Here is a 20,091-nt window from a genome sequence, read left to right on the forward strand (position 1 = left end):
GACGTCATCGCATGAGTACCGCTCCGCCTTCGCTCTGGCTCACGGCGGCGGGCCTCGGCGCGTTTCATGGCGTCAATCCCGCGATGGGCTGGCTCTTCGCGCTCGCGCTCGGTCTCTATGCGCATAGCAGGCGCGTGGTGCTGGTGTCGCTCGTGCCGATTGCGCTCGGGCATGCGGTATCGGTGGCGCTGGTGCTCGCGGGCGTGCTGACGCTCGGCTCGGTGGTCGGCCATCAGACGCTTGCGCGCGGCTCGGGCGTGTGTCTGATCGGCTGGGGCGTGTGGCGTGCGTGGCGCGGGCATCGCGGACGGCCGACAGTGGGCATGCGGACCGGTCTTGCGGGTCTCGCGCTATGGTCGTTCGTCATGTCCAGCGCGCACGGCGCGGGTCTCATGCTCGTGCCCGCCCTGCTGCCGTTCTGCGGAGGCGCGGGTGCAGCGGGCGCGGTGGGCGCATCGTCGGCGACTGCGTTCGAAGCCGGCGCGCTCGCGCTGTCCGTGCATACCGTGGCGATGCTCGCTGTGATCGCGGTCATCGCGCTGGCCGCCATGTCGCTGCACGAGCGTACCGGCCTCGCGTTTCTGCGCACGGGCTGGGTCAACGTCGACTGGCTCTGGAGTGTGGCGCTGATCGCATGCGGCATCTGGCTCTGGGTGTAGCGTGGATGCCGCTTTTCGTTGCCCGGGGCGATGGCGGGCGGCGGCAGAAGTTCGGCGTCTAACGCCTACCGCCGCCGATTGCACGAGTCCGCGCGTCCCGGCAATATCGCCGAAAACGACGAATAAAAAACGCTGTGCTGCGCCAGGATACGGACCCGGCCGGTCCGATAAGAGTGATAACAACGGGGACTCTGTCATGCGCGAAATCTCGTACGAAGAACAAACCGTCAATTCGATCAATCCGCTCGCGCGCTTCGCGCATCGCACGCGCATGACCATGGCGACCGAGCTCGTCACCGGTCTATGCCCCGCACGCGGAACCGTGCTGGACTTCGGCGCGGGACCGGGCCTTTTTCTGCATACGCTCGGCGAGTCGCGGCGGGACATCACGTTGATCGGCCATGACAAGTTCATGGCGCCCGCCTTCGCCGAAGTGAAGTACGCGGAGTCGCTGGACACGGTTGCATCGCAAAGCGTGGACGTGTTGACGGCATTCGAGGTCTGCGAGCATCTCTATCCGCGCGAAGTGGACGCGCTGCTCGATGACGCCGCGCGCATTCTGAAGACGGACGGCGCGCTCGTCATTTCAGTGCCGATCATGTATGGCCTCGCGATTGCGCCGAAGGTGTCGAACTGGATGATTCGCAGCCGCACACTGAAGTCGGAATACACGCCCGCGGAATTGCTCAAGGCGATGATCGGCATGCGCGTGAGCCGGCCGGCGAACCCGCGCACGACGCACAAGGGCTTCGACTTTCGCGAGCTTCGCGAGCTTGTGAGCGAGCGCTTCGTTGTGGATGCGGTGCATACCAGTCCGGTGCGGCATGCGCCTTGGTGGGTTAGTTCGCAGTACTTTATGGTTTGCAGGGGGCGTGGGCGGGGTTAGGGCTTGTTGATTGCGGGGTGCGTTCGTTCGGCGGCCGACCGGGCTTTCGAAAAGGGTGTGCGCCTGAGGAAGGCAGCCGCGCAGATCGGGCGCAGTAATTCTCTGCGATGTCACGCGTTGCCGCGCGCGTTTCGGAGGTTCAGGTCTGCGAGGAACCGGCACCGACGAGCATTTTTCTGCCCGCGTGCGCGTTGCTGCTGACGGCTCCGTTCAGAAAGCGACGCGTGCAGGCACGGGTCGCCGGTCGGGGAACGGCGGCGTCACACGCGCGAGGACAGGCGGCGGCATTCTGCATACAACACGCCGCATGCGAGATGCGAGGGCGCGGGCGCGGGCGAGGTTAAGGTCAGCGGGCAACGCGCGTCGCGGCACTTTGCGCTCGCGTCCGCTTCCAGAATAGCGGCGCCTTCCGGAAAGCAACGCATCGAGCCGCGCGTCGCTGCGGCTGAACGGGAGCGTATGCGTATGCGGACAGGTTGCGGCGGGCATTGTGCACGCAACACGCCGCATGCAGAATGCAGGGCGCGCGGGCCAGGTCAAGGTACGCAGGCAACACGCATCGCTGCGGCTCAGCGCGAGCGTCAGCGTATGCGAATGCGTATGCATATGCGTATGCGGACAGGCTGCCGCCGGCATTCTGCACGCGAGACGCTGCATGACACATGCCAGGTGCGCAAGGCGAGGTTCAGGTGAGCGGGCAAACCGCGTCGCGGAGTGTTCCCGCCCGCGTCCGCTTCAAGGTTAGCGGCGCCTTTCGGAAAGCAACGCATCGAGCCGCGCGTTGCTGCGGCTGAACGCGGGAGTCAGCCTATGCACATGCGGACAGATTGCGGCTGGCATTCTACATGCATCACGCTGCATGCAAAATGCGCTTCGACAGCGAGTAGTCGGCGCCTAGGCTGACCTGGTGATAGTTAGCCGACGTGTCGGGCTTGCTTGCGTGTACGTGTAGCCGAGGCCCAGCAGCGTGGCCGGCGTCAGCTGGAAGTCCACGTAGCCGTTGCCGACGTTGAACTTCTCTTGCTGCTGGAACAGCGAGCTGGCGTCGTTCTTGTACTGCGCGAAGCTGTACGACGCGCCGACCGTGAACGGACCGAACACGTACTGGCCTGCGCCGCGCGCGATGTCGATTGCAGGAGCCGTCCGCGCGTCAGTTGGCCGGAATCGTGACGACCGGCGCCTTCGCCGTATCCGTCACCTCGCCGAGAGCCATGAGGTTCTGCACCACGGTGAATGCGTACTTCGAGTCGAAGTCGGCGCGGTCGATCCAGTAGTTCGACTTGTCGTAAAGCACGCTCACGTAGGCGTCCGGCGGCGCTTTCTCGCCGACTTTCACGACGATCGTCGGACGCGTTTCGCCGCCGATCAGCCCGATTGTCGGCTTCGTCGCCCCGCTGCCGACCTGCGAATCGGGCACCGGGATTTGCGCGCCGAGATCGGTGAGGATGCCGAGCACCGAGCGCGTGACCATCGGAATGCGATCGCGATCCGCCGACTGTCCGTACACGATCTCGTAGGTCTTCATCTTGGGTGAGAGGTGCAGAAGCCTGCGCACGAGCGCGAGGTCGTCGACGGTCTGCTTGTTCGCGCCGCTGCGCGTCGCGCCTAGCGTCATGAAGATGCGCGGCTGGTGATCCTGATCGCGCGTTTCCACGTTCAGCTCGCCGGCGAGTTGCAGACGGCGCAGCGCCTGAATCAACAGGAAAAACTCCGGCGCGCCCGACGCGTTGGGGCCGCCGAGCGCGTTGCCGTTTTGCAGCCCCGCGACGGATTGGGCGGTGATGCGCAGCAACAAGTCGACCGGAATCCCGCTTTCCGCGAGCGGCAGCACGAGCGTCGGTGACAACGGGCGAATATACGCGCTGGCGTACGCATCGCCGGTAGTCGGAGTGAAGGTGAACGTCGGGTGGTTCGAATACGAGACGCTGCCCGACGCTTGCGCGTAATTCGGCTGTGCGCCGGAACCTGCATTCAAAATTGCGCCGCCCGTTGCATCGAATGTGTAGGCGGCGATGATGCTGCTTACCGTGAGAAACGATGGCGCATCGGCGAAGCGGAGCCCGACGATCGCGGCTAGGATCTCGCGCTTTTGCGCGTCGCCGAGGGCGCGGGCGTAGTCGACCTGATCGGCCTTCAGCCGCGTGGGGCCGATGCCCGAGCAGCCCGCCGCGAGGAATGTCGCGCTGAGCAGTGCGATGGATAGGGCTTTCGTTGATTTGCTGGTCGATGTCGTCCGGTTCATATGGCCTTGAGTGAGGTCAGCGAGAAGGATCGTCGGCGCGGTGGCCGCGGAGCCTCGGGGCCGACAGCAATTCTCATACCATTTTCAGTCTTGGACGCTCGGGCACGAGCCTTCCCGTCCGTTGCATCGGGCGAAGCAACGGGACCAGCTAGCCACGCAACTACGTTCAGGAAGCGTCTTTTGGCGCGTCGCGGCGCTCGGGCGGCGTTGGCTTTCCACGCCCATGCGATATGTGCCGACTCGCCTGCGCATGATGAGCGACGAGTGCATCGAGACGATCCTGCGCGAAACGCGGGCCATCGTCGCGTGCATGCGCCGCCCCGCTCGCGAGCATCGTGCCCGTGATCAGGGCGACAGCCGTCAGGCGTTTGGTATTCATCATTCACCTCCGCAGGAAGACGGGAGGCGTGCGTCGATGCTCGATCGCAAGCCTCTCCCGTATCCGCCAAAATACAGCGTCGCCGCGCCGTCTGCATGTTGCATGCAAAGGCGGCCTTGCGGGCGGCGCGGGCATCTCCTATTTCTTAGCTGAAAGGCTACGTTCAGGAGACGCTCGCCATGAGACTCGCCATTTTCTTCGACGGCACCTGGAACGAGCCGAACGACCGCACCAACGCCTACCTGCTCTACAAGCTCGCGCCCGAGACCGACGATCAGGAGACGCTGTACGTGCCGGGCGTCGGCACACAGGGCAACGGGCTCTTCGCACTGGCGAACAAGTTCCTCGGCGGCGCGTTCGGCGACGGCCTCTCCGCGAACATCAAGAGCGGCTACGCGTGGCTCTGCCAGCGATACAGACCCGATGCATCGATCTATATCTTCGGCTTCTCGCGCGGCGCCTACTCCGCACGCAGCCTGGCCGGCCTCATCCGCAAATGCGGTCTGTCGAACGACTGGAGCGATGCGTCCATCGATCAGGCGTACGGCATTTATCGCGACCAGGGCGTCGGGCCATCCGACGACTCTGTGCGGGCGTACCGCAAGCAGTTCTCGCGCGAAGTGGACGTCGCGTTCATCGGCGTATGGGATACCGTCGGCGAACTCGGCATTCCTATCGGCGGGCTGCCGGTGCCGGGCTTCTCCAGCTACTACAACTTCCACGACACCACGCTCGCCAACAGCACGCGCGCCGCGTATCACGCGATAGCCGCGAACGAATTCCGCTCGCTCTACAAGCCTACGCTTTGGACGAAGGGAACCGAAGACCGCGGGACGCTGCCGCTCGAGCAGCGATGGTTTGCCGGCGCGCACGCGAACGTGGGCGGCGGCTACTTAAGCCCGCCGCGCGATCCCGCCGACCTACTGCCGCTGATTCCGGCGGAATGGCTACGGCAGAAGGGGCAATTGCACGGCCTCACATTCGACAAGCCGATCGAGATTCCGAAAGAGGCTTACTCGTGCGAACCGATCGACTCGTATACAGAATTCACGAAGATGAACCCGTTGCTCGAAGACGTGTGCAAGAAAGAGCCGCGCGTCGCTGGAGCCGCGCTCAACGAGACAGTGGACATCAGCCTTGCGAACAGGCTCGGCGCGTCCAGCTTTTTGGATGCATTCCCTTCTCTGCGTGACCAGTTGCGCGCGCTCCCGGTCGGAACGTGAGGGCGTTCTGCATGCAAAAATTCACACAGAAGAATATGCCGCTGAAGGACGTCTGCTCGAAGAGCCGCGCGTCGCCGGACACGCTCAAGAGCCGGTCGATCTTGGCTTTGTGAACCAACGCCGACCATCCAGTATTTTGAGTGCGTCTTCCGCGCACCGGTCGCAACAACGAGTGCTCTCTCAGAAGAGATGCGGCGGCGTTCGATCCACCATGTCTCGCGGCAGCGGCTCTTCCAGTTCGAACTCGACGCTCGGGAAATCCTGCAGGCGGCCCGCCACCTCGGCTTCGCCTTCGCTCGTGAAAAGGCCGTCGAGATAGTCGAAGGTCAGCTTGTCGACCAGCGCCTTCAGCGCAAGCTCGGGGCTGCGCTTCGGCTCGACCGTGATGTCGTCCACGTCCAGGCGCGCGCAGTATTCCCCGCCCTTCGACTCCATCGCGCCGATGTCGATGACCTTGCCATCGACGTTCTGCGCCAGCACGCGCTGCTCCACGGCGAACAGGCGAAAAGGCCGCTCTAGTCCGACCGGGTCGCCCGAGCCCGACGTCGAGCCGGTCTGGTCTTTTGCATTCGAATTCGTTTGCGCTGTCATCGCTGTTTCTCCTCGGATGCTTACGGTCGTCTTTTCGAAGCAAGCCACGCGCCCGATGCGGTGCCCCGAAGAACATCGCGCAACGTTTCCATTGCGGGCCGCGTCGTCCTAAAGTGCTGTAGTCACCGCGATGCAATGCGCGAAGTACCACTCGCGGAACGCAACACGCGGGACAAACCCAAAGGAGCAGCCAGTGGACGGAACCATGAGCGCGAAAGTCGCAGTCATCACGGGAGCGGGCCGCGGGCTCGGGCGCAGCGCGGCACTGAAGCTCGCGCAGCAGGGCGTGGGCATCATCGGGACGTGGCACAGCGACGCCGCCGCGGCCGAGGCCGTGGCCGGCGAGATCGAGGAATTCGGCTGCAAGTGCGCGATGTTGCAGCTCGACGTCTCCCGAAGCGAAACCTTCGGCGCCTTCGCGGATGAAGTATGCAAGGCGCTCGAACAATCGTTCGATCGGACGAACTTCGATTTTCTCGTGAACAACGCGGGAATCGGCATACATGCGCCTTTCGCCGACACCACGCCCGAGCAGTTCGACCAGCTCGTGAACATTCACCTGAAGGGGCCTTTCTTCCTGACGCAGGCGCTGCTGCCGTTCCTGCACGAGGAAGGCAGCATCGTGAACGTATCGAGCGGACTGACGCGCTTCGCGCTGCCGGGCTACGCGGCGTATGCGGCGATGAAAGGCGGCGTCGAAGTGCTCACGCGCTATCTCGCGAAGGAGTTGGGGCCGCACGGCATCACGGTCAACGCCATCGCCCCCGGCGCGATCGAAACGGATTTCGGCGGCGGCGTCGTGCGCGACGATCAGGAAGTGAACGAATTCGTCGCGCAGAACACGGCGCTCGGGCGCGTGGGGCTGCCGGACGACATAGGCGGCGCGATCGCCGCGATGCTCTCCGACGGCAACCGCTGGATGACGGCGCAGCGCGTCGAGGTGTCGGGCGGGATGTTCATCTGATAAGACGCGGTCGCGCGAGTGAAGGCGAAAAAAAAACCGGACGCCGAGGCGTCCGGTTCGCTGTGAAGCAGGTGCGGCTTAGAAGCGGTGGATAATGCCCACGCCTGCGCCGAACATGCTGCGCGACGCCGACGGAGCCGTGTTGAAGCCGTCGCCGATGGTCGCGTTTGCGGCCGTCTGTGCATTCACCGCGCCGGTCGGCGAGAAGTTCGGCTGCGCGAGCGTACGGCCGTTGGCGCGCTGGAACGCTTCCAGTGCGTACAGGCCGGTACGCTTCGACAGCGAGTAGTACTGGGACAGGTTGAACTGGTGGTAGGACGCGGCATCCGAGATGCCGTTCGCCTTGCTCGCCCACGTGTAGCTGTAGCCTGCCGCGAAGTCCCATGCCGACGTCGCCTTCCAGTGCAGCACCGTGCCGGCCGTATTGAAGACGGCTTCGTCGGTGAACTTCGAGTTGACGCCCGGAACATATTGAACGTTGGTATAGGTCGCAGTGATGTCCCACGCGCTGTTGAACGTGTAGCCGAGGCCTACCGCGAAGCGGTTCTGGGCTTGCGCGCCCTGATAGCCGTTGGTCACGGCCGACACGCCCGACTGGCCTGCGGTGTTGGTCGTCGATGCATCGCTATAGACGCCGCCGCCGACCGTCGCGTTGTTGATGCGCGTGAACGCCACCGTGCCGCCAATCGGGCCTTGCTGATACTGGACCGCCGCCGACCACGTCGAGCCCTGGTAGACGCTGCCGGGCACGCCGGCGAACGAGTAGGAACCGCTGACCGTCACGCCATACAGCTTCGGCGACGTATAGACGACCGAGTTGTTCGCGCGGTAGATCGTATCGAGTTCGTCCAGATCGCCCGGGTGCGCACCGAAGTAGCCGGTCAGCCAGTTCGTCGGGCTATACGGCGACATCAGCGTGTAGTACGACGTGTACTGACGGCCCACCGTCAACGTGCCGTAGTTCGCATTCGTGAGACCGACCCATGCCTGGCGGCCGAACATCGCGTTGGCGTACTGCTGCGCGCCGTTGTTGATGTTGAAGCCGGACTCCAACTGGAAAATGGCCTTGTTGCCGCCGCCCAGATCTTCAGCGCCCTTCAGGCCGAAGCGGCTACCCGCCCAGATGCCCGAGGCGAGCTTGACGTTGGAACGACCCGGCTGGGTCTTCGCCAGATTGGTCTGGCTGTTCTGATAAACGATCGAATCGTCGACGATACCGTACAGCGTCACGCTGCTTTGCGCGAACGCCGGCGCGGCGGCTGCGAACGCGGTCGCGGCGATGACGGCGGCCTTGGTCAGTTTGAAGCCCTTCATTTCTTCTCCTCTTGCTTTATGCGGTATGAGCGGATTCTTCGTCGTCGACGCCGAAACCGGCGCGCTATCGCGCCGCGAGCGCAACTTTTATCGCTGGCAAGTGTATGGCTTGCGGATGGAATTCGAAAGAATCGCGCGTACTGGTGTCTTTTTTTTTCACCGTGTGGTTAACCAGTATTTGCTAGCGCGCAAATATTTGGCAACCAGGCACGAAACTGACAGAAAACCAACGCAGTGCGGGCCGCGTGCCGGCCGGTGAGCCGCGCGGCGCTTGCAGAAGAGAGAGAGGGACTACGGCCTTAAAGCCCGACGCAAGAACGCTACTGCTCGATTTTCGCGCGCAGTTCCCGAGCCGTCTCCAGCAGCCCTTCATAGCCCGAGCGGGCGTGCGAAGGCAGATCGGGATCGCCGACGAGCGTGCCGAGCGTCTCGATCAGGCTGTACAAGATGCCCTTTGCCGCCCCTGCGGCCATTCGTCCGGCGGCGACGGATTCATCGACGTGCGTGATGGCCGCATCGAAATGCTCGACATCCGGATGCGCTTCGTCCACGTTCGGGGAAAGCGGGCGCGGATCGGTCGGGTCGTCTTTCATGATGGTCTGCCTTCGTAGCTGTGCACGCTTCCTGTATAACGCCGCCGCGCGACGGCCGCAATCCGGGAACGCCGCGCCGCGGTGTCGCGCTCACGGTGCGGGCACTTCCTGCACGGGTACGATGCGATGCACGCGCCGGCCGTCGCCCGGATGCGCGCCGGCTGCACGATGCGGCACGCCATGCTCCATCAGAAGCGCGCGCAGTTCGTTGATCACCGGAAAGACTTCGTGATTGTGGTCCGCGCCCTGCCGGTCGTGCGCTTCCTGCTCGCGCTCCACGATCCACCGGTCTTCCTTGAAAATGCGCTCGGTGAACCACACGAGCAGCGGCCAGGCGACGTCGAGCAGGCCGGAGATTTTCGGGCGGCGGATCGACAACAGGCCGAAGGTGCGGTTGGTGCGCTGCTCGGCGTCGAGCGGCACGTAAGCGATCCACAGGTCCATCACCATGGTCTCGTCCTTCGTGCGGATCTTGAGCGTCTGGTACGGGTAGTCCGTGCGGATCGTCATGACGTCTTTCTGCGACGCGTCCGGCTTCTCGCCGCGCTTTTGCCCGAATACGAGCGCCTCGCCGATCGGCTGCTTGCCCGCTTCGCGCGCGAAGGTGTAGTCCACTTCGATCCAGTCCTCGCCCCGGCGACGCCCGAGCGAGCGCGCCCGCATGCTGCCCATCTGCCGGCGATGCAGGAACTGATGGTTCATGTCCATCAGGTTCTCGTGCATGAACGTGTAATGGCACTTCACTTCGCGGCCGAAGCGGCGCGTCTTGTAGGCCTTGTCCGTCGCGCTCACGAGCGACGGAAACTTCGCGGCGGCGGCACGCTGCGGGTCGCCCGTGAAGACGAAGACGAGCCCCGCTTCCTCGCGGCACGGATACGCGCGCACGCCGTTGGGCAGACGCTCGCGGCCGAGATACGGAATGTCGGTGCAGCGGCCGGTGCAGTCGTAGGTCCAGCCGTGATAGCAGCAGCGAATGGACTCGCCGTCGACCACGCCCGCTGAGAGCGGCACTTGCCGATGCGCGCAGCGGTCTTCGAGCGCGAACACCTTGCCCGAGTCCGTGCGCACGAGCACGATCGGGTCGCCCGCGAAGCGCACCGCGTGCGCGCGGCCGCGCTTGACTTCGCCCGACCACGCGAGCGGATACCAGTGATCGGGATGGATGTCGGTGCGGCGCAAGTCGCGCGGGGTTCCCGGCGTTTCGGTGAGAGCGCCATCCTCATCGCCTTGCGGCAACGCTGCGTGCATGTAGAACGCCTCCGGTAGAGGGAGATCAGGGTACGCGCCGTCGGAGCGGCGCAAGAACGACACGACCAACCACCTCCGCAGTCTACACGGCGACGCGTATTTCGGCGCGAGCGAAAAGCCGCAGGCGGCGGCGCCTACCGCTTCGCGTCCTTCACGAACACGAGACTGAAGTTGTTCGCCGGCATCGGAACGGCTTCGGCGAGCGTGAATCGCGCGTCGTGCGCGAGCGCCTCGACGGCTTCCATGTCGCGCACGCCCCAGCGCGGATCGATGGCGCGCAGCTGCGCATCGAATGCTTCGTTGCTCGGCGCGGTGTGCGCCCCGTTGCGCCGATACGGCCCATACAGGTACAGTACGCCGCCCGCAGCCAGCCGCTCGGCCGCCCCGCGAAAAAGCGCCTCCGCCGCTTGCCACGGCGCGATATGGATCATGTTGATGCAGACGACCGCCGCCACGTCGCCGATGCCCCAGTCGCGCTCGGTCACGTCGATGGCAAGCGGCGCGGCGAGGTTCGAGAGGCCGGCATGCGCGCGCCACGCGGCGATGGAATCGCGGGCGGCGGCGTCCGGATCGCTCGGTTGCCAGAGGATGTGCGGCAGCGCCGCCGCGCAATGCACCGCATGCTGGCCGGTGCCGCTCGCGATTTCGAGAACCGTGCCGCCTGGCGGCAGCACGCGTGCGAGCACCGTTAGAATCGCATCGCGATTGCGTTCGGCGGCGGGCGCGCGGCGGCGCACGCTGGCTTGAGGATTTGGAGCTTGCATCGAGCGTAATCGCGCAGGCGGCAGATGGTTGCACATAGTTGCATCGAGACTAAGGGCGCGCGCGCTGCGGCGTCAAGCCGTCGCAAGCGGCGAAAGCCTTGGCGTAAAACGTGCTGCCCGGGCTCTCCATCGACCGTCGGCGCAGGCACGCACTCGGGCGCGGAGCATCATCAACCTGTGTATGCTGCCGATGAACCGGCGCGCGCTCGCCTCTTTCGAGCGTTTGCGCAAGCCACGCGCATCATCGAATGCATCACGACGAAACGGCGCGCCGCAGAGCGCCCGACACGGAGCCAAACATGCAGCAGGACAGCAATCAGAACCCGGAGCAGCCGGGGCGCGAAGGCCCCGACGAAGAGACCATCGCGTTTGCGAACGAAGTCTTCAACGCTGCGCGCCGGGGCGATGCCGCCCTGCTCGAAGTCTGGCTTCAGAAGGGCTTGCCGCCGAACCTGCGCAACGACAAGGGCGACAGCCTCGTGATGCTCGCGAGCTATCACGGCCACGCCGACGCGGTGCGCGTGCTGCTCGGACACAACGCCGATCCGGACATGCGCAACGACAACGGCCAGACGCCGATTGCCGGGGCCGCGTTCAAGGGCTTCAAGGACGTCGCCGAGACGCTGCTCGATCACGGCGCGGATGTCGAAGGCGCATCGCCCGATAGCCGCACCGCGCTGATGATCGCGGCCATGTTCAACCGCGTCGAGATTTTGGATCTGCTGATCGCTCGCGGCGCGAATCCGGACGCCCGCGATCAGGGCGGCTTGTCCGCGCGCGAAGCCGCCGCGAGAATGGGCGCGTCCGACACGGCGGCGCGCCTCGCCAAGAACGCGGACCCGGCGGCGCGCGGCGCATGAGCGCATCGAACGAACAGGGACGCGAGCGCGCAGCGCGTTCATCGACATCAACAAGAACTGGAAGGCGGCCCGGACACATGGAGCGTTTGTGATGGCAGGCGGTATCTCGCATCGGGGCGATGCGTCGTCGGTCGGCGCGGCCGCCGTGGCGCCCGCTCTTTTGATCGGAGGCGCGGGGGCGCGGCTGTTCGCTCTGGTATGCGCGCCCGTCCAACGCGTGCGCGCGCTGCGGCTTTCCTCGGTGCTCGTCGTGCTGGGCGCGTGCAGCCTGTCGGCCTGCGGGATCTTTCAGCAGCAGACGCCCGCGCCCATCGTCGAGCATTCGTACATTCCGGGGCCGAGCGAGACTGAAACGAACGAGCCGGAAGAACCGGCGCCCGTCGTCACCGTGCCGGAGCCCGCGTCCGCCGTGAAGCCGGCCCCCGCGCCGAAGCCGAAGCGCCGCGTCGTGAAACCGAAGCCGCCGGAGCCGGTCGTGACGCCGCCGCCGGAACCGCCCGAGCCGCCGCCCCCGCCGCAGATCATCTCGACGCGCCTCATGCAGCACGACCAGCTTCACGGCCTGCTGGATGCCGAAGTTCAGCGTCCCGACGGCAAGGTGGTCGGCCGCGCGGTCGATCTGTACGTCGATCCGTCGGCGAAACCCAAGTTGCTGATGGTCAACCTGTCGGGCTTCATGGGCATCGGCGATCGCAAAGTCAATTTCCCGTGGACGGCGTTTCGCTTCACGCCGAATTCCAAGACCCCGCCGATCACCTTCCTGCCACCGCCGCCGCCCGCGAAGGGCAAGCCGGCGGCGGACCCGGTGCCGAGGCCGCAGCCCGTCAGCGAGGCGCCGCCGAACTTCATGCAGCTCGTCGATTCGACGGTGACGCAGAAAAACGGCGCGCGCATCGGCCGCGTGGTCGACGTGCTCGTCGATTCGCAGGCGCAACCGCAGGCGCTCGTCGTCGATCTGTCAAGCTCGCTCGCCGCGGACAAGCGCCACGTCGCGGTGAACTGGAGCGATCTGCAGGTGGTATCGCGCAACAAGCAGCTTGCGCTGCAGATGGATTTCAACGACGCGCAACTGAAAGCCGCGCCCACCTATGCGCCCGAGCAGCCGATCAAGATCGTGTCGCCGGTCGTTCCCGCGCCGGCTTCGTCGGCGGCGGCGAGCGGCGCGGCGAGCGCAGCGGGCTCGGCCAACTCCGGCGGCACGACCGCCTCGGGCGCGGTCGCGGCGCAAACGCCGTCGTCCGGCGCGCGCCCGGCCCGATAACGGAACACCACATGGATAAGCGATTCACGACATGGTAATTGCACGCAGTCTGCGCGCGCTCGACTGGCTGAACTTCTTCGTCGCCAACGTGCAGACCGGCTTCGGCCCGTTCATCGCTTCGTACCTTGCGGCCAACAAGTGGACGCAGGGCGAGATCGGCCTGATGCTGTCCGTCGGCACGATCAGCGCGATGGCGAGCCAGCTTCCCGCGGGCGCGCTCGTCGACGCCATGCGCAACAAGAAGTTCGCTGCCCTTTCGGCGATCGTCGCGATCATCGCGAGCGCGCTCTTGCTCGCCGCGAGTCCGACCTTCGTCCCCGTGTTCGCGGCGGAAGTGCTGCACGGCTTCGCGAGCTGCATGCTGGTCCCGGCGATGGCCGCGATCTCGCTCGCCCTCGTCTCGCGCGCCGATCTCGGCGACCGGCTCGGGCGCAATGCGCGCTGGGCGTCCATAGGCAGCGCGCTCACGGCGGCGCTGATGGGCGCGTTCGGCGAGTATCTGTCGCTGCGCTCGGTGTTCTTCCTGACGGCGGCGCTCGCGCTGCCCGCCATTGTCGCGCTGCGGATGATTCACTACGAGCCGCTGCCCGCCGTGCCGCGCACGCCCGGCAAGCCGAAGCTCACGCCGGAGGGCGAGGAGCGCGAATCGCTGCGCGAACTGCTGAAAGACAAGCGCCTGCTCATTTTTGCTGCGTGCGTCGTGCTGTTCCACCTCTCGAACGCGGCGATGTTGAATCTCGCCGCCGGCGAAGTCACGGCGCACATGGGCGACAACGTTCAACTCGTGATCGCGGCGTGCATCATCGTGCCGCAGTTCATCGTGGCGGCCCTTTCGCCCTGGGTCGGACGGCAGGCGCAAAAGTGGGGACGGCGTCCGGTGTTGATTCTCGGCTTCTGTGCGTTGCCGGTGCGCGCGCTGCTGTTCGCGGGCGTCAGCAGTCCGTATCTGCTCGTACCGGTGCAGATGCTCGACGGCATCAGCGCAGCAGTGTTCGGCGTGATGCTGCCGCTGATCGCCGCCGATGTCGCCGGCGGACGCGGCCACTACAACCTGACGATCGGCTTCTTCGGCCTCGCGGCGGGCGTCGGCGCGACGCTCTCGACGGCGGCGGCCGGTTTCGCCGCCGACCGCTTCGGCACGGCGATGAGCTTCTTCGGGCTGGCGGCGGCGGGCGCGATCGCGGTCGCGCTCGTCTGGCTCGCGATGCCGGAAACGCGGGGGACGGCGGTGGCGCCCAAGAACGTGCAGAAGCCGCCGGTGGAGGCTTGAGGCGTGGTCGGGGCGGTCTTCGTTGTATGGCGCGTCGGCATTCAGATTGCAAGAGACGCGCGACGCGGCGGTTGGCTTAAGAAGGTCAGGAAACGTCGGCACCAGTAGCCCAGCCGTCTCATCGCTGTGCATCGCGCTGTGTATGCGGTGTCGGGCATTCACGATGCCGTCGCGCCGTGCATCCGAGACGCGACGGGCGCGCTTGTGTCGGCTGCTCAACGTCGCCGCGCAACGGCCACATCGGGTCGCTCACCCTCGGTTCGACGCGCATCGAGTTGCAGGCAGTGTAGGCGTGTTGGCATTCATAATGCCGTCGCCGAGTACGCACAACTCCGGCGCGCTCCGTTGTGCCAGCGGCTTCGGTCGCCGGATGACCCTAGCGTCAACTTGCTCACTATCGGTTGACTTGCACGGCGCGCGGTGACTCGCGCGTCGGCATTCAAAATGCCGCCGTGCTTCCCAGGAAACGTGACGGCGTGGTTATGTCGGCGACTCCAGGTCGCCTACAACGGCTACATCGACACACCTTCGGCTAACTGCGCATTTAAGGCAGGCAGCGTTGGCGGGTTGGCATTCATAATGCCGTCGACCAAGACGTAGTGACGCGGCGCGCTCGGTTGTGCGAGCGGCCTCGGGTCGCCCGAGAGAGCTAGCGCCAACCCGCGCAGCGTCAGTTGCACTTCAAGCCGCGTCGAGCGTCTTGCGTCGCGCGACGGCATTCAAAATGCCGTCGCGCTCTACAGGAAACGCAACGGGCGCGGATATGTCGGCTGCTTTAGGTCACCCAGCAAACGCGACATCAGGTCGCTGACCTTCGGTTCAACGTTCATCGGGCGGCGCGCAGTGAATGGCGGTTGCCATTCAGGATGCCGTCGCCTAGTACGCAAAACCCAGGCGCGCTGGCATTCATAATGCCGTCGCCCGATACGCAAAGACGCGGCGGGCTCGGGTGTGCGAGCGGCTTCAGGTCGCCCGACAAAGCTACGTCACCTCGTGAATCAACGGTTGAATGTGCATGCCCCGCCCTGCCTCCCCCGTTGGCATTCAGAATGCCGCCGCGTCTTAGATGCAGCCACCGCCATCCCCTCACCTCAACGGCTTCAGATCGCCCAACAAAGTCGGCACAAGCTCGCTCACCGTCGGATGAATATGCATCGCGCGTTGCAGCGTGGTGTAGGGCGCGTCCGCATTCATGATGTCGACGAAGGTATGAATCACTTCGTCGCCCTCGATGCCGAAAATCGCCGCGCCGAGAATGCGCTTCGTCTTCGCATCGACGAGCGCCTTCATGAAGCCGTCCGTCTCGCCGCGTTCCCGCGCCCGGCCGACGCGCGACATCGGCATCGTCGCGATCAGCGCGTCGCGGCCGTCTCGCCTCACGTCCTCCTCGCTCATGCCGACGCGGGCGAACGGCGGGTCGACGAACACCGCGTACGTCATGATGCGCGTATCGACGCTGCGCGATTCGCCATCTAGCAGATTGGCCGCGACGATCTCATAGTCGTTCCACGACGTATGCGTGAAAGCGCCGCGCCCGTTCACGTCGCCGATTGCCCAGACGCCATCCACTTCCGTGCGCAACTGGCCGTCCACGTCGATCAGACCGTGCCGGTTCACGTCGATGCCCGCCTTGTCGAGTCCGAGATCGTCGGTATTCGGCGTGCGTCCCGTTGCAAAGAGAAGATGCGACGCGTCGATGGATTCGTCTCGCAGCGAGATGCGCACGCCGTCGTTCGTCCGTTCGACGCGCTGCGGCGCAGCGCCGAAGCGGAATTCGATGCCTTCGCGCGCGAGCACGTCCTGGATCGCGCGAGCGATATCGGCGTCCTCGCGCGTCAAAATGCGATCGCCGCGCACGAGCAGCGTGACGCGGCTGCCGAAGCGCCGGAACATCTGCCCGAACTCCAGCGCGATATAGCTCGCGCCAACGATCACAAGATGCTCGGGCACGTGCGTCAGTTCGAGTATGTTCGAATTGGTGACATAGGGCACGCTGTCGAGCCCGTCGATGGCCGGCACCGCGGCGCGCGTGCCGGTGTTGATGAAGATCATGCCGGCGTCGATCTCGTGTGTTTCGCCGTCGCTGCCTTCGATAGAGAGCGCGTGCGGACCGGTGAAGCGTGCATGGCCCTTGAATACCGTCACGTTCGGCGTTTGATTGAGCCATTGCTCGATGCCGTTGCGCGATGCGCCGATCACTTCGTCCTTGCGCGCCTTCACGCGCGCCATGTCGACCGTAATGAGCCCGCCGATATCCACGCCGTATTTCGCTGCCGTGCGCGCAACATGCGCCGCGCGCGCGCTCGCGACATAGGTTTTGGTCGGCGTGCAGCCGAAGTTCACGCAGGTCCCGCCGAAAAGATGCCGCTCGATGACGGCCGTGCGCTTGCCGCTCTGCGCGAGCCGCACTGCAAGGGGCGAGCCGCCCTGCCCTGTACCGATGACGACTGCGTCGAAATGCTGTGACATGCTGGAGCCTCCCTGACCGTTGTGCGCAACGCAAAGACGAAGACGAAGACGAAGACGAAGACGCGGACGAAGACGAGCCGATGGCAATGCCCGGCCATCTTACGCCGAACGCCGCGCACGGGCATGTTCCGTGCTCGCCCCACCCCATTGGCCTTTCGCCCGGCTCGAACCGACTCACGCTTCAAGGCTTTCATGACCGAGACGATCTGGTTTCTCGTCGTCGGGGGCGTGCTCATTCTCATGGCGCTCGCCAGCTCGACGTTCAAACGCCTTCCGATCAGCACCGCCATGTGCTATCTGGCCATCGGCTTCGTGCTCGGGCCGGGCGTCGCGAATATGCTGCATATCAGGCTCGACGGCGACACGGCCGTCCTGCGCCTCATTACCGAAGTCGCCATGCTGGTGTCGCTCTTCGCGATCGGGCTGCGCCTGCGCGTGCCGCCGACCGACCGCCGCTGGCTGCTGCCGCTGCGTCTGGGCTTCGTTGCGATGGTGCTGACCATCGCCGCGCTCACGCTGCTATGCACGTACGGGCTCGGCATGACGTGGGGCGCGTCGCTCTTGCTGGCCGCGATGCTCGCGCCCACTGATCCCGTCCTCGCGCACGACGTGCAGGTCGAAGCCCCCGGCGACACGGATCTCTTGCGTTTCTCGTTGACCGCCGAAGGCGGCCTGAACGACGGCATCGCGCTACCGTTCGCACTCCTTGGCATTGCCGTCTGCCGCTTCGAAGCATCGCCGCACGACGCGTTGCAGTGGAGCTTCGTGCTGCAGGCCGTATGGGGCACGCTGGCGGCGCTTGCAAGCGGCTGGCTGCTCGGCGAACTGACGGTGCGCGTGGTGGCCTACCTGCGCACGCGTCACGGCGAAGCGTTGGGCTCCGAAGGCTTCTATGCGCTCGGTCTGATCGCGCTGTCGTACGGCGTCGCCGAGTTGCTGCATTCGTATTCGTTCCTCGCCGTGTTCGCGGCAGGCCTCGCGATGCGGCGCGTCGAGCATCGCCAAAGCGGCGACAAGGGCGCGCGCGAAGCGGTCGGCACCGTGGATGTCGGCGACATCAGCGCGACCGCATCCGATCCCGATCGCGCATACGCGTTCATGGCCGAGCGCGTGCACGGCTTCACGATCGAACTCGAACGCATCGCCGAAGTGACGATCATGCTGCTCGTCGGCTCCGTGCTCGCGACGATGTGGCGCGATCTCTTCACGTGGCGCGCGGTGATGATCTTAGGCGGGCTATTTCTCGTGATACGGCCGTTGGCGGTGCAGGCGTCGCTCGTCGGCTCGTGCGCGTCGCGCGGGCAGCGTCTCTTGATGGGCTGGTTCGGGATCCGCGGAGTCGGCTCGTTCTACTATCTGCTCTATGCGATCGAGCACGCGCCGAAGCAGGTCGCCGGCCCGCTGACGCCCATCATCATCGCGGCGATAACAGCGTCGGTTATCGTGCACGGCGTGACATCGACACCGCTGATGAACCGCTATCAGCGCGCGCATGCCAACGATTGAATACAAGATACGTTCTCATGAAGCATCTGCTCTTCTTCTGCGGTCACGCCGGAACCGGCAAGACGACGCTCGCGAAGCGCCTGTTTGCGCCGCTCATGCGCGAGACAGGCGAGCCGTTCTGTATGCTCGACAAAGACACGCTCTACGGCGCGTATAGCGCGGCGGCCATCGGCGCGCTGACGGGCGACCCGCACGATCGCGACAGCCCGCTATTCATCAAGCATTTGCGCGACCCGGAGTACCGAAGTCTCGTCGATACTGCTGCGGAGAACCTCGCGCTGGGCGTGAGCGTGGTCGTGGTCGCGCCGCTGTCGCGCGAAGTGCGCGAGCGGCGGCTCTTCGATCGCGCGTGGCTCGGCGTCGACGACGATGTGACGATTCGCGTCGTGTGGGTGCACGTCGGAGAGGACGTGGCGCGGGAGCGAATTGCCGCGCGTGCGGATCCGAATGATGCATACAAACTGGCGCACTGGGAGGACTACCGGCAGCGTCTTTTCTTTCCCGACGATGCGCTCGCCGCGGATCTGCTGATGTTCGACAACACGGCCTCGACCGCGGACGACGAGGCGCGTCTGCTGGCGCGCCTCGTCGCTCACACATGACTGAGAGGACCGAGAGCGTCTATGCGACCGCAAGGTGGCGCGCCGTCTCCAGCGCGTTCGCGCCTTCGTAGAGCTTGCCGAAGCGGTTTGCGAGAAATGCATCCAGCGGAACCTGCTCCTGCCGCACGAAGCCGCTCTGCGGCAAGAGACCTTCGCGGAACAGATCCAGTTCAGCGCACACGGCGCCCGCCGTCGTGATCTGGATCGCGCTCATTGGCATACCGCATACATCCTTCGCGACGATCTTGCGCGTGAAGACGTGCTGGACCAGTTGATCGCTGCCGCCGCCGCGCATGCCCGTCACCGTGACGAAGATCAGCACCACGTCCTGCGCCGTCGATGGGACCGCGCGCTTGAGCATGGCCTTGAGGCCGTCGCGATCGGTAGACATACGCAGGTCGTCGAGAAGGAACTTCATCAGGTCGCGATGCCCCGGATAGCGCACCGACTTGTAGTCCAGCGTCTCGACTCTTCCCGCCAGCGTTTCACACAAGGTCCCGAGTCCGCCCGACGTGTTGAACGCTTCGTACTCGATGCCGTCCAGCGAGAAATGCTCGACGCCTTCCAGTGGCTGCACCCATTGCGTGCGGCCTTCCCGCACGGCTTCGCACGGCTGGCAATACTCGTTGATGAGTCCGTCGATGCTCCACGTCAGGTTGTACTTCAACGCGTTGGTCGGGAACTGCGGCAGCGCGCCGACGCGCATCTTCACTTCGCGCAGGTTATCGAGCCGTCCGGCGAGATCGTGCGCGACGATGCCGATGAAACCCGGCGCGAGCCCGCACTGCGGCATGAATGCAGTATGCGATCCGTCGGCGATGGCGCGAATCGCATGCGTCGCGCGCACGTCCTCGGTCAGATCGAAGTAATGCACACCCGCCGCCTTTGCCGCGGATGCCACGCCGATCGCGAGGTAATACGGCAGCGCATTGACGAGCGCATCGAAGCCGCCGAGCGCATGACGCAGGGCGGGCGTATCGGCCGAATCGACGCGGCGCGTCGCGATGCCCTGCGCGTCGAGTTGCGCGAGCGCGTGTTCGTCGCGATCAAAAGCGACAACCTCGAAGTCGCCCGTTTCACGCAGCAGATGCGCAATGCTTTGACCGATCAATCCGGCGCCGACCAGTGCCACTTTCATTTTCGTCTCCTTGTTGGGGCATGAACGCCTCAGTGTAGGAGCCCGTGAATATTGATCCTAGACGCAAAATGATGCGAAGTGGCGATGGTTTTCGTCATTTTGACGACCGCATGATGCGATTT

17 protein-coding genes and 1 pseudogene are annotated in these 20,091 nt (G+C 65.1%); 9 read left to right on the plus strand and 9 right to left on the minus strand.

What is annotated here, in order from left to right:
• Positions 1-11: 11 nt before the first annotated feature.
• Positions 12-659 (plus strand): hypothetical protein, encoded by a 648-nt coding sequence (locus LDZ26_RS06695; protein WP_244848787.1) that lies wholly within the window; start codon positions 12-14, stop codon positions 657-659.
• 196 nt (positions 660-855) lie between these two features.
• A complete protein-coding gene (locus LDZ26_RS06700; RefSeq protein ID WP_244848789.1) occupies positions 856-1,545 on the plus strand; it encodes a bifunctional 2-polyprenyl-6-hydroxyphenol methylase/3-demethylubiquinol 3-O-methyltransferase UbiG in 690 nt (229 codons plus the stop codon).
• 868 nt (positions 1,546-2,413) lie between these two features.
• Here LDZ26_RS06700 and LDZ26_RS06705 read toward each other — a convergent pair.
• Positions 2,414-2,688, minus strand: a pseudogene (locus LDZ26_RS06705) (porin); the annotation flags it as partial.
• Positions 2,689-2,695: 7 nt separating this feature from the next.
• A complete protein-coding gene (locus LDZ26_RS06710) occupies positions 2,696-3,787 on the minus strand; it encodes a hypothetical protein (protein WP_244848791.1) in 1,092 nt (363 codons plus the stop codon).
• A gap of 558 nt (positions 3,788-4,345) precedes the next feature.
• Here LDZ26_RS06710 and LDZ26_RS06715 point away from each other — a divergent pair.
• Positions 4,346-5,389: a DUF2235 domain-containing protein gene (locus LDZ26_RS06715; RefSeq protein WP_244846329.1), complete on the plus strand. Its 1,044-nt coding sequence runs from the start codon at positions 4,346-4,348 to the stop codon at positions 5,387-5,389.
• A 180-nt stretch (positions 5,390-5,569) separates the two neighbouring features.
• Here LDZ26_RS06715 and LDZ26_RS06720 read toward each other — a convergent pair whose 3' ends face one another.
• Entirely contained in the window at positions 5,570-5,980 is a 411-nt protein-coding gene (locus LDZ26_RS06720; RefSeq protein WP_244846331.1) for a hypothetical protein, read from the minus strand.
• 205 nt (positions 5,981-6,185) lie between these two features.
• On the opposite strand from LDZ26_RS06720, the gene LDZ26_RS06725 reads away from it, so the two are divergent.
• On the plus strand, positions 6,186-6,944 hold the full coding sequence (locus LDZ26_RS06725; protein WP_244846334.1) for an SDR family NAD(P)-dependent oxidoreductase: 759 nt from the start codon (positions 6,186-6,188) through the stop codon (positions 6,942-6,944).
• Between the two features lie 78 nt (positions 6,945-7,022).
• Here LDZ26_RS06725 and LDZ26_RS06730 read toward each other — a convergent pair whose 3' ends face one another.
• From LDZ26_RS06730 to LDZ26_RS06745, 4 genes are all read right to left on the minus strand, one after another.
• A complete protein-coding gene (locus tag LDZ26_RS06730) occupies positions 7,023-8,258 on the minus strand; it encodes a porin (protein WP_244846335.1) in 1,236 nt (411 codons plus the stop codon).
• 320 nt (positions 8,259-8,578) lie between these two features.
• On the minus strand, positions 8,579-8,851 hold the full coding sequence (locus tag LDZ26_RS06735) for a hypothetical protein (RefSeq protein ID WP_244846337.1): 273 nt from the start codon (positions 8,849-8,851) through the stop codon (positions 8,579-8,581).
• Between the two features lie 90 nt (positions 8,852-8,941).
• The gene (locus LDZ26_RS06740) at positions 8,942-10,099 is read right to left on the minus strand and encodes an aromatic ring-hydroxylating dioxygenase subunit alpha (protein WP_244846339.1); all 1,158 of its coding nucleotides are present in this window, start codon (positions 10,097-10,099) and stop codon (positions 8,942-8,944) included.
• A 134-nt stretch (positions 10,100-10,233) separates the two neighbouring features.
• Positions 10,234-10,863, minus strand: coding sequence for a DUF938 domain-containing protein (locus LDZ26_RS06745; protein ID WP_244846341.1), 630 nt, complete (start codon positions 10,861-10,863; stop codon positions 10,234-10,236).
• A gap of 299 nt (positions 10,864-11,162) precedes the next feature.
• On the opposite strand from LDZ26_RS06745, the gene LDZ26_RS06750 reads away from it, so the two are divergent.
• The 3 genes from LDZ26_RS06750 to LDZ26_RS06760 all read left to right on the plus strand — a co-directional run bounded on the left by LDZ26_RS06750 (position 11,163) and on the right by LDZ26_RS06760 (position 14,254).
• Positions 11,163-11,723 carry an ankyrin repeat domain-containing protein gene (locus LDZ26_RS06750; protein ID WP_244846342.1) on the plus strand — a complete coding sequence of 187 codons (561 nt, stop codon included), beginning with the start codon at positions 11,163-11,165 and terminating at the stop codon, positions 11,721-11,723.
• A 91-nt stretch (positions 11,724-11,814) separates the two neighbouring features.
• Positions 11,815-12,984, plus strand: coding sequence for a hypothetical protein (locus LDZ26_RS06755; protein WP_244846345.1), 1,170 nt, complete (start codon positions 11,815-11,817; stop codon positions 12,982-12,984).
• A gap of 31 nt (positions 12,985-13,015) precedes the next feature.
• Positions 13,016-14,254 (plus strand): MFS transporter, encoded by a 1,239-nt coding sequence (locus LDZ26_RS06760; protein ID WP_244846348.1) that lies wholly within the window; start codon positions 13,016-13,018, stop codon positions 14,252-14,254.
• A 1,086-nt stretch (positions 14,255-15,340) separates the two neighbouring features.
• On the opposite strand, the gene LDZ26_RS06765 is transcribed toward LDZ26_RS06760, so the two are convergent.
• On the minus strand, positions 15,341-16,723 hold the full coding sequence (locus LDZ26_RS06765; RefSeq protein WP_244846351.1) for an FAD-containing oxidoreductase: 1,383 nt from the start codon (positions 16,721-16,723) through the stop codon (positions 15,341-15,343).
• Positions 16,724-16,915: 192 nt separating this feature from the next.
• Here LDZ26_RS06765 and LDZ26_RS06770 point away from each other — a divergent pair, with 192 nt between their 5' ends.
• Together LDZ26_RS06770 and LDZ26_RS06775 are read left to right on the plus strand one after the other, a co-directional pair.
• Complete coding sequence (locus LDZ26_RS06770) at positions 16,916-18,229, plus strand: sodium:proton antiporter (RefSeq protein WP_244846354.1); 1,314 nt, start codon at positions 16,916-16,918, stop codon at positions 18,227-18,229.
• 17 nt (positions 18,230-18,246) lie between these two features.
• Positions 18,247-18,831 carry an ATP-binding protein gene (locus LDZ26_RS06775; protein ID WP_244846356.1) on the plus strand — a complete coding sequence of 195 codons (585 nt, stop codon included), beginning with the start codon at positions 18,247-18,249 and terminating at the stop codon, positions 18,829-18,831.
• 19 nt (positions 18,832-18,850) lie between these two features.
• On the opposite strand, the gene LDZ26_RS06780 is transcribed toward LDZ26_RS06775, so the two are convergent.
• Complete coding sequence (locus LDZ26_RS06780; protein WP_244846358.1) at positions 18,851-19,969, minus strand: saccharopine dehydrogenase family protein; 1,119 nt, start codon at positions 19,967-19,969, stop codon at positions 18,851-18,853.
• Positions 19,970-20,091: the final 122 nt, after the last annotated feature.

This window comes from Caballeronia sp. SL2Y3 (genome assembly GCF_022879575.1).
Taxonomy (GTDB): domain Bacteria; phylum Pseudomonadota; class Gammaproteobacteria; order Burkholderiales; family Burkholderiaceae; genus Caballeronia.

Excerpts from the sequence above, each read along its gene's own strand:
- LDZ26_RS06750 (WP_244846342.1), top strand. The coding sequence starts at position 11,163 with ATGCAGCAGGACAGCAATCAGAACCCGGAGCAGCCGGGGCGCGAAGGC.
- LDZ26_RS06700 (WP_244848789.1), top strand. The coding sequence starts at position 856 with ATGCGCGAAATCTCGTACGAAGAACAAACCGTCAATTCGATCAATCCG.
- LDZ26_RS06760 (WP_244846348.1), top strand. The coding sequence starts at position 13,016 with ATGGTAATTGCACGCAGTCTGCGCGCGCTCGACTGGCTGAACTTCTTC.
- LDZ26_RS06745 (WP_244846341.1), bottom strand. The coding sequence starts at position 10,863 with ATGCAAGCTCCAAATCCTCAAGCCAGCGTGCGCCGCCGCGCGCCCGCC.
- LDZ26_RS06695 (WP_244848787.1), top strand. The coding sequence starts at position 12 with ATGAGTACCGCTCCGCCTTCGCTCTGGCTCACGGCGGCGGGCCTCGGC.
- LDZ26_RS06740 (WP_244846339.1), bottom strand. The coding sequence starts at position 10,099 with ATGCACGCAGCGTTGCCGCAAGGCGATGAGGATGGCGCTCTCACCGAA.
- LDZ26_RS06730 (WP_244846335.1), bottom strand. The coding sequence starts at position 8,258 with ATGAAGGGCTTCAAACTGACCAAGGCCGCCGTCATCGCCGCGACCGCG.
- LDZ26_RS06775 (WP_244846356.1), top strand. The coding sequence starts at position 18,247 with ATGAAGCATCTGCTCTTCTTCTGCGGTCACGCCGGAACCGGCAAGACG.
- LDZ26_RS06720 (WP_244846331.1), bottom strand. The coding sequence starts at position 5,980 with ATGACAGCGCAAACGAATTCGAATGCAAAAGACCAGACCGGCTCGACG.
- LDZ26_RS06725 (WP_244846334.1), top strand. The coding sequence starts at position 6,186 with ATGAGCGCGAAAGTCGCAGTCATCACGGGAGCGGGCCGCGGGCTCGGG.
- LDZ26_RS06765 (WP_244846351.1), bottom strand. The coding sequence starts at position 16,723 with ATGTCACAGCATTTCGACGCAGTCGTCATCGGTACAGGGCAGGGCGGC.
- LDZ26_RS06735 (WP_244846337.1), bottom strand. The coding sequence starts at position 8,851 with ATGAAAGACGACCCGACCGATCCGCGCCCGCTTTCCCCGAACGTGGAC.
- LDZ26_RS06755 (WP_244846345.1), top strand. The coding sequence starts at position 11,815 with ATGGCAGGCGGTATCTCGCATCGGGGCGATGCGTCGTCGGTCGGCGCG.
- LDZ26_RS06710 (WP_244848791.1), bottom strand. The coding sequence starts at position 3,787 with ATGAACCGGACGACATCGACCAGCAAATCAACGAAAGCCCTATCCATC.
- LDZ26_RS06780 (WP_244846358.1), bottom strand. The coding sequence starts at position 19,969 with ATGAAAGTGGCACTGGTCGGCGCCGGATTGATCGGTCAAAGCATTGCG.
- LDZ26_RS06715 (WP_244846329.1), top strand. The coding sequence starts at position 4,346 with ATGAGACTCGCCATTTTCTTCGACGGCACCTGGAACGAGCCGAACGAC.
- LDZ26_RS06770 (WP_244846354.1), top strand. The coding sequence starts at position 16,916 with ATGACCGAGACGATCTGGTTTCTCGTCGTCGGGGGCGTGCTCATTCTC.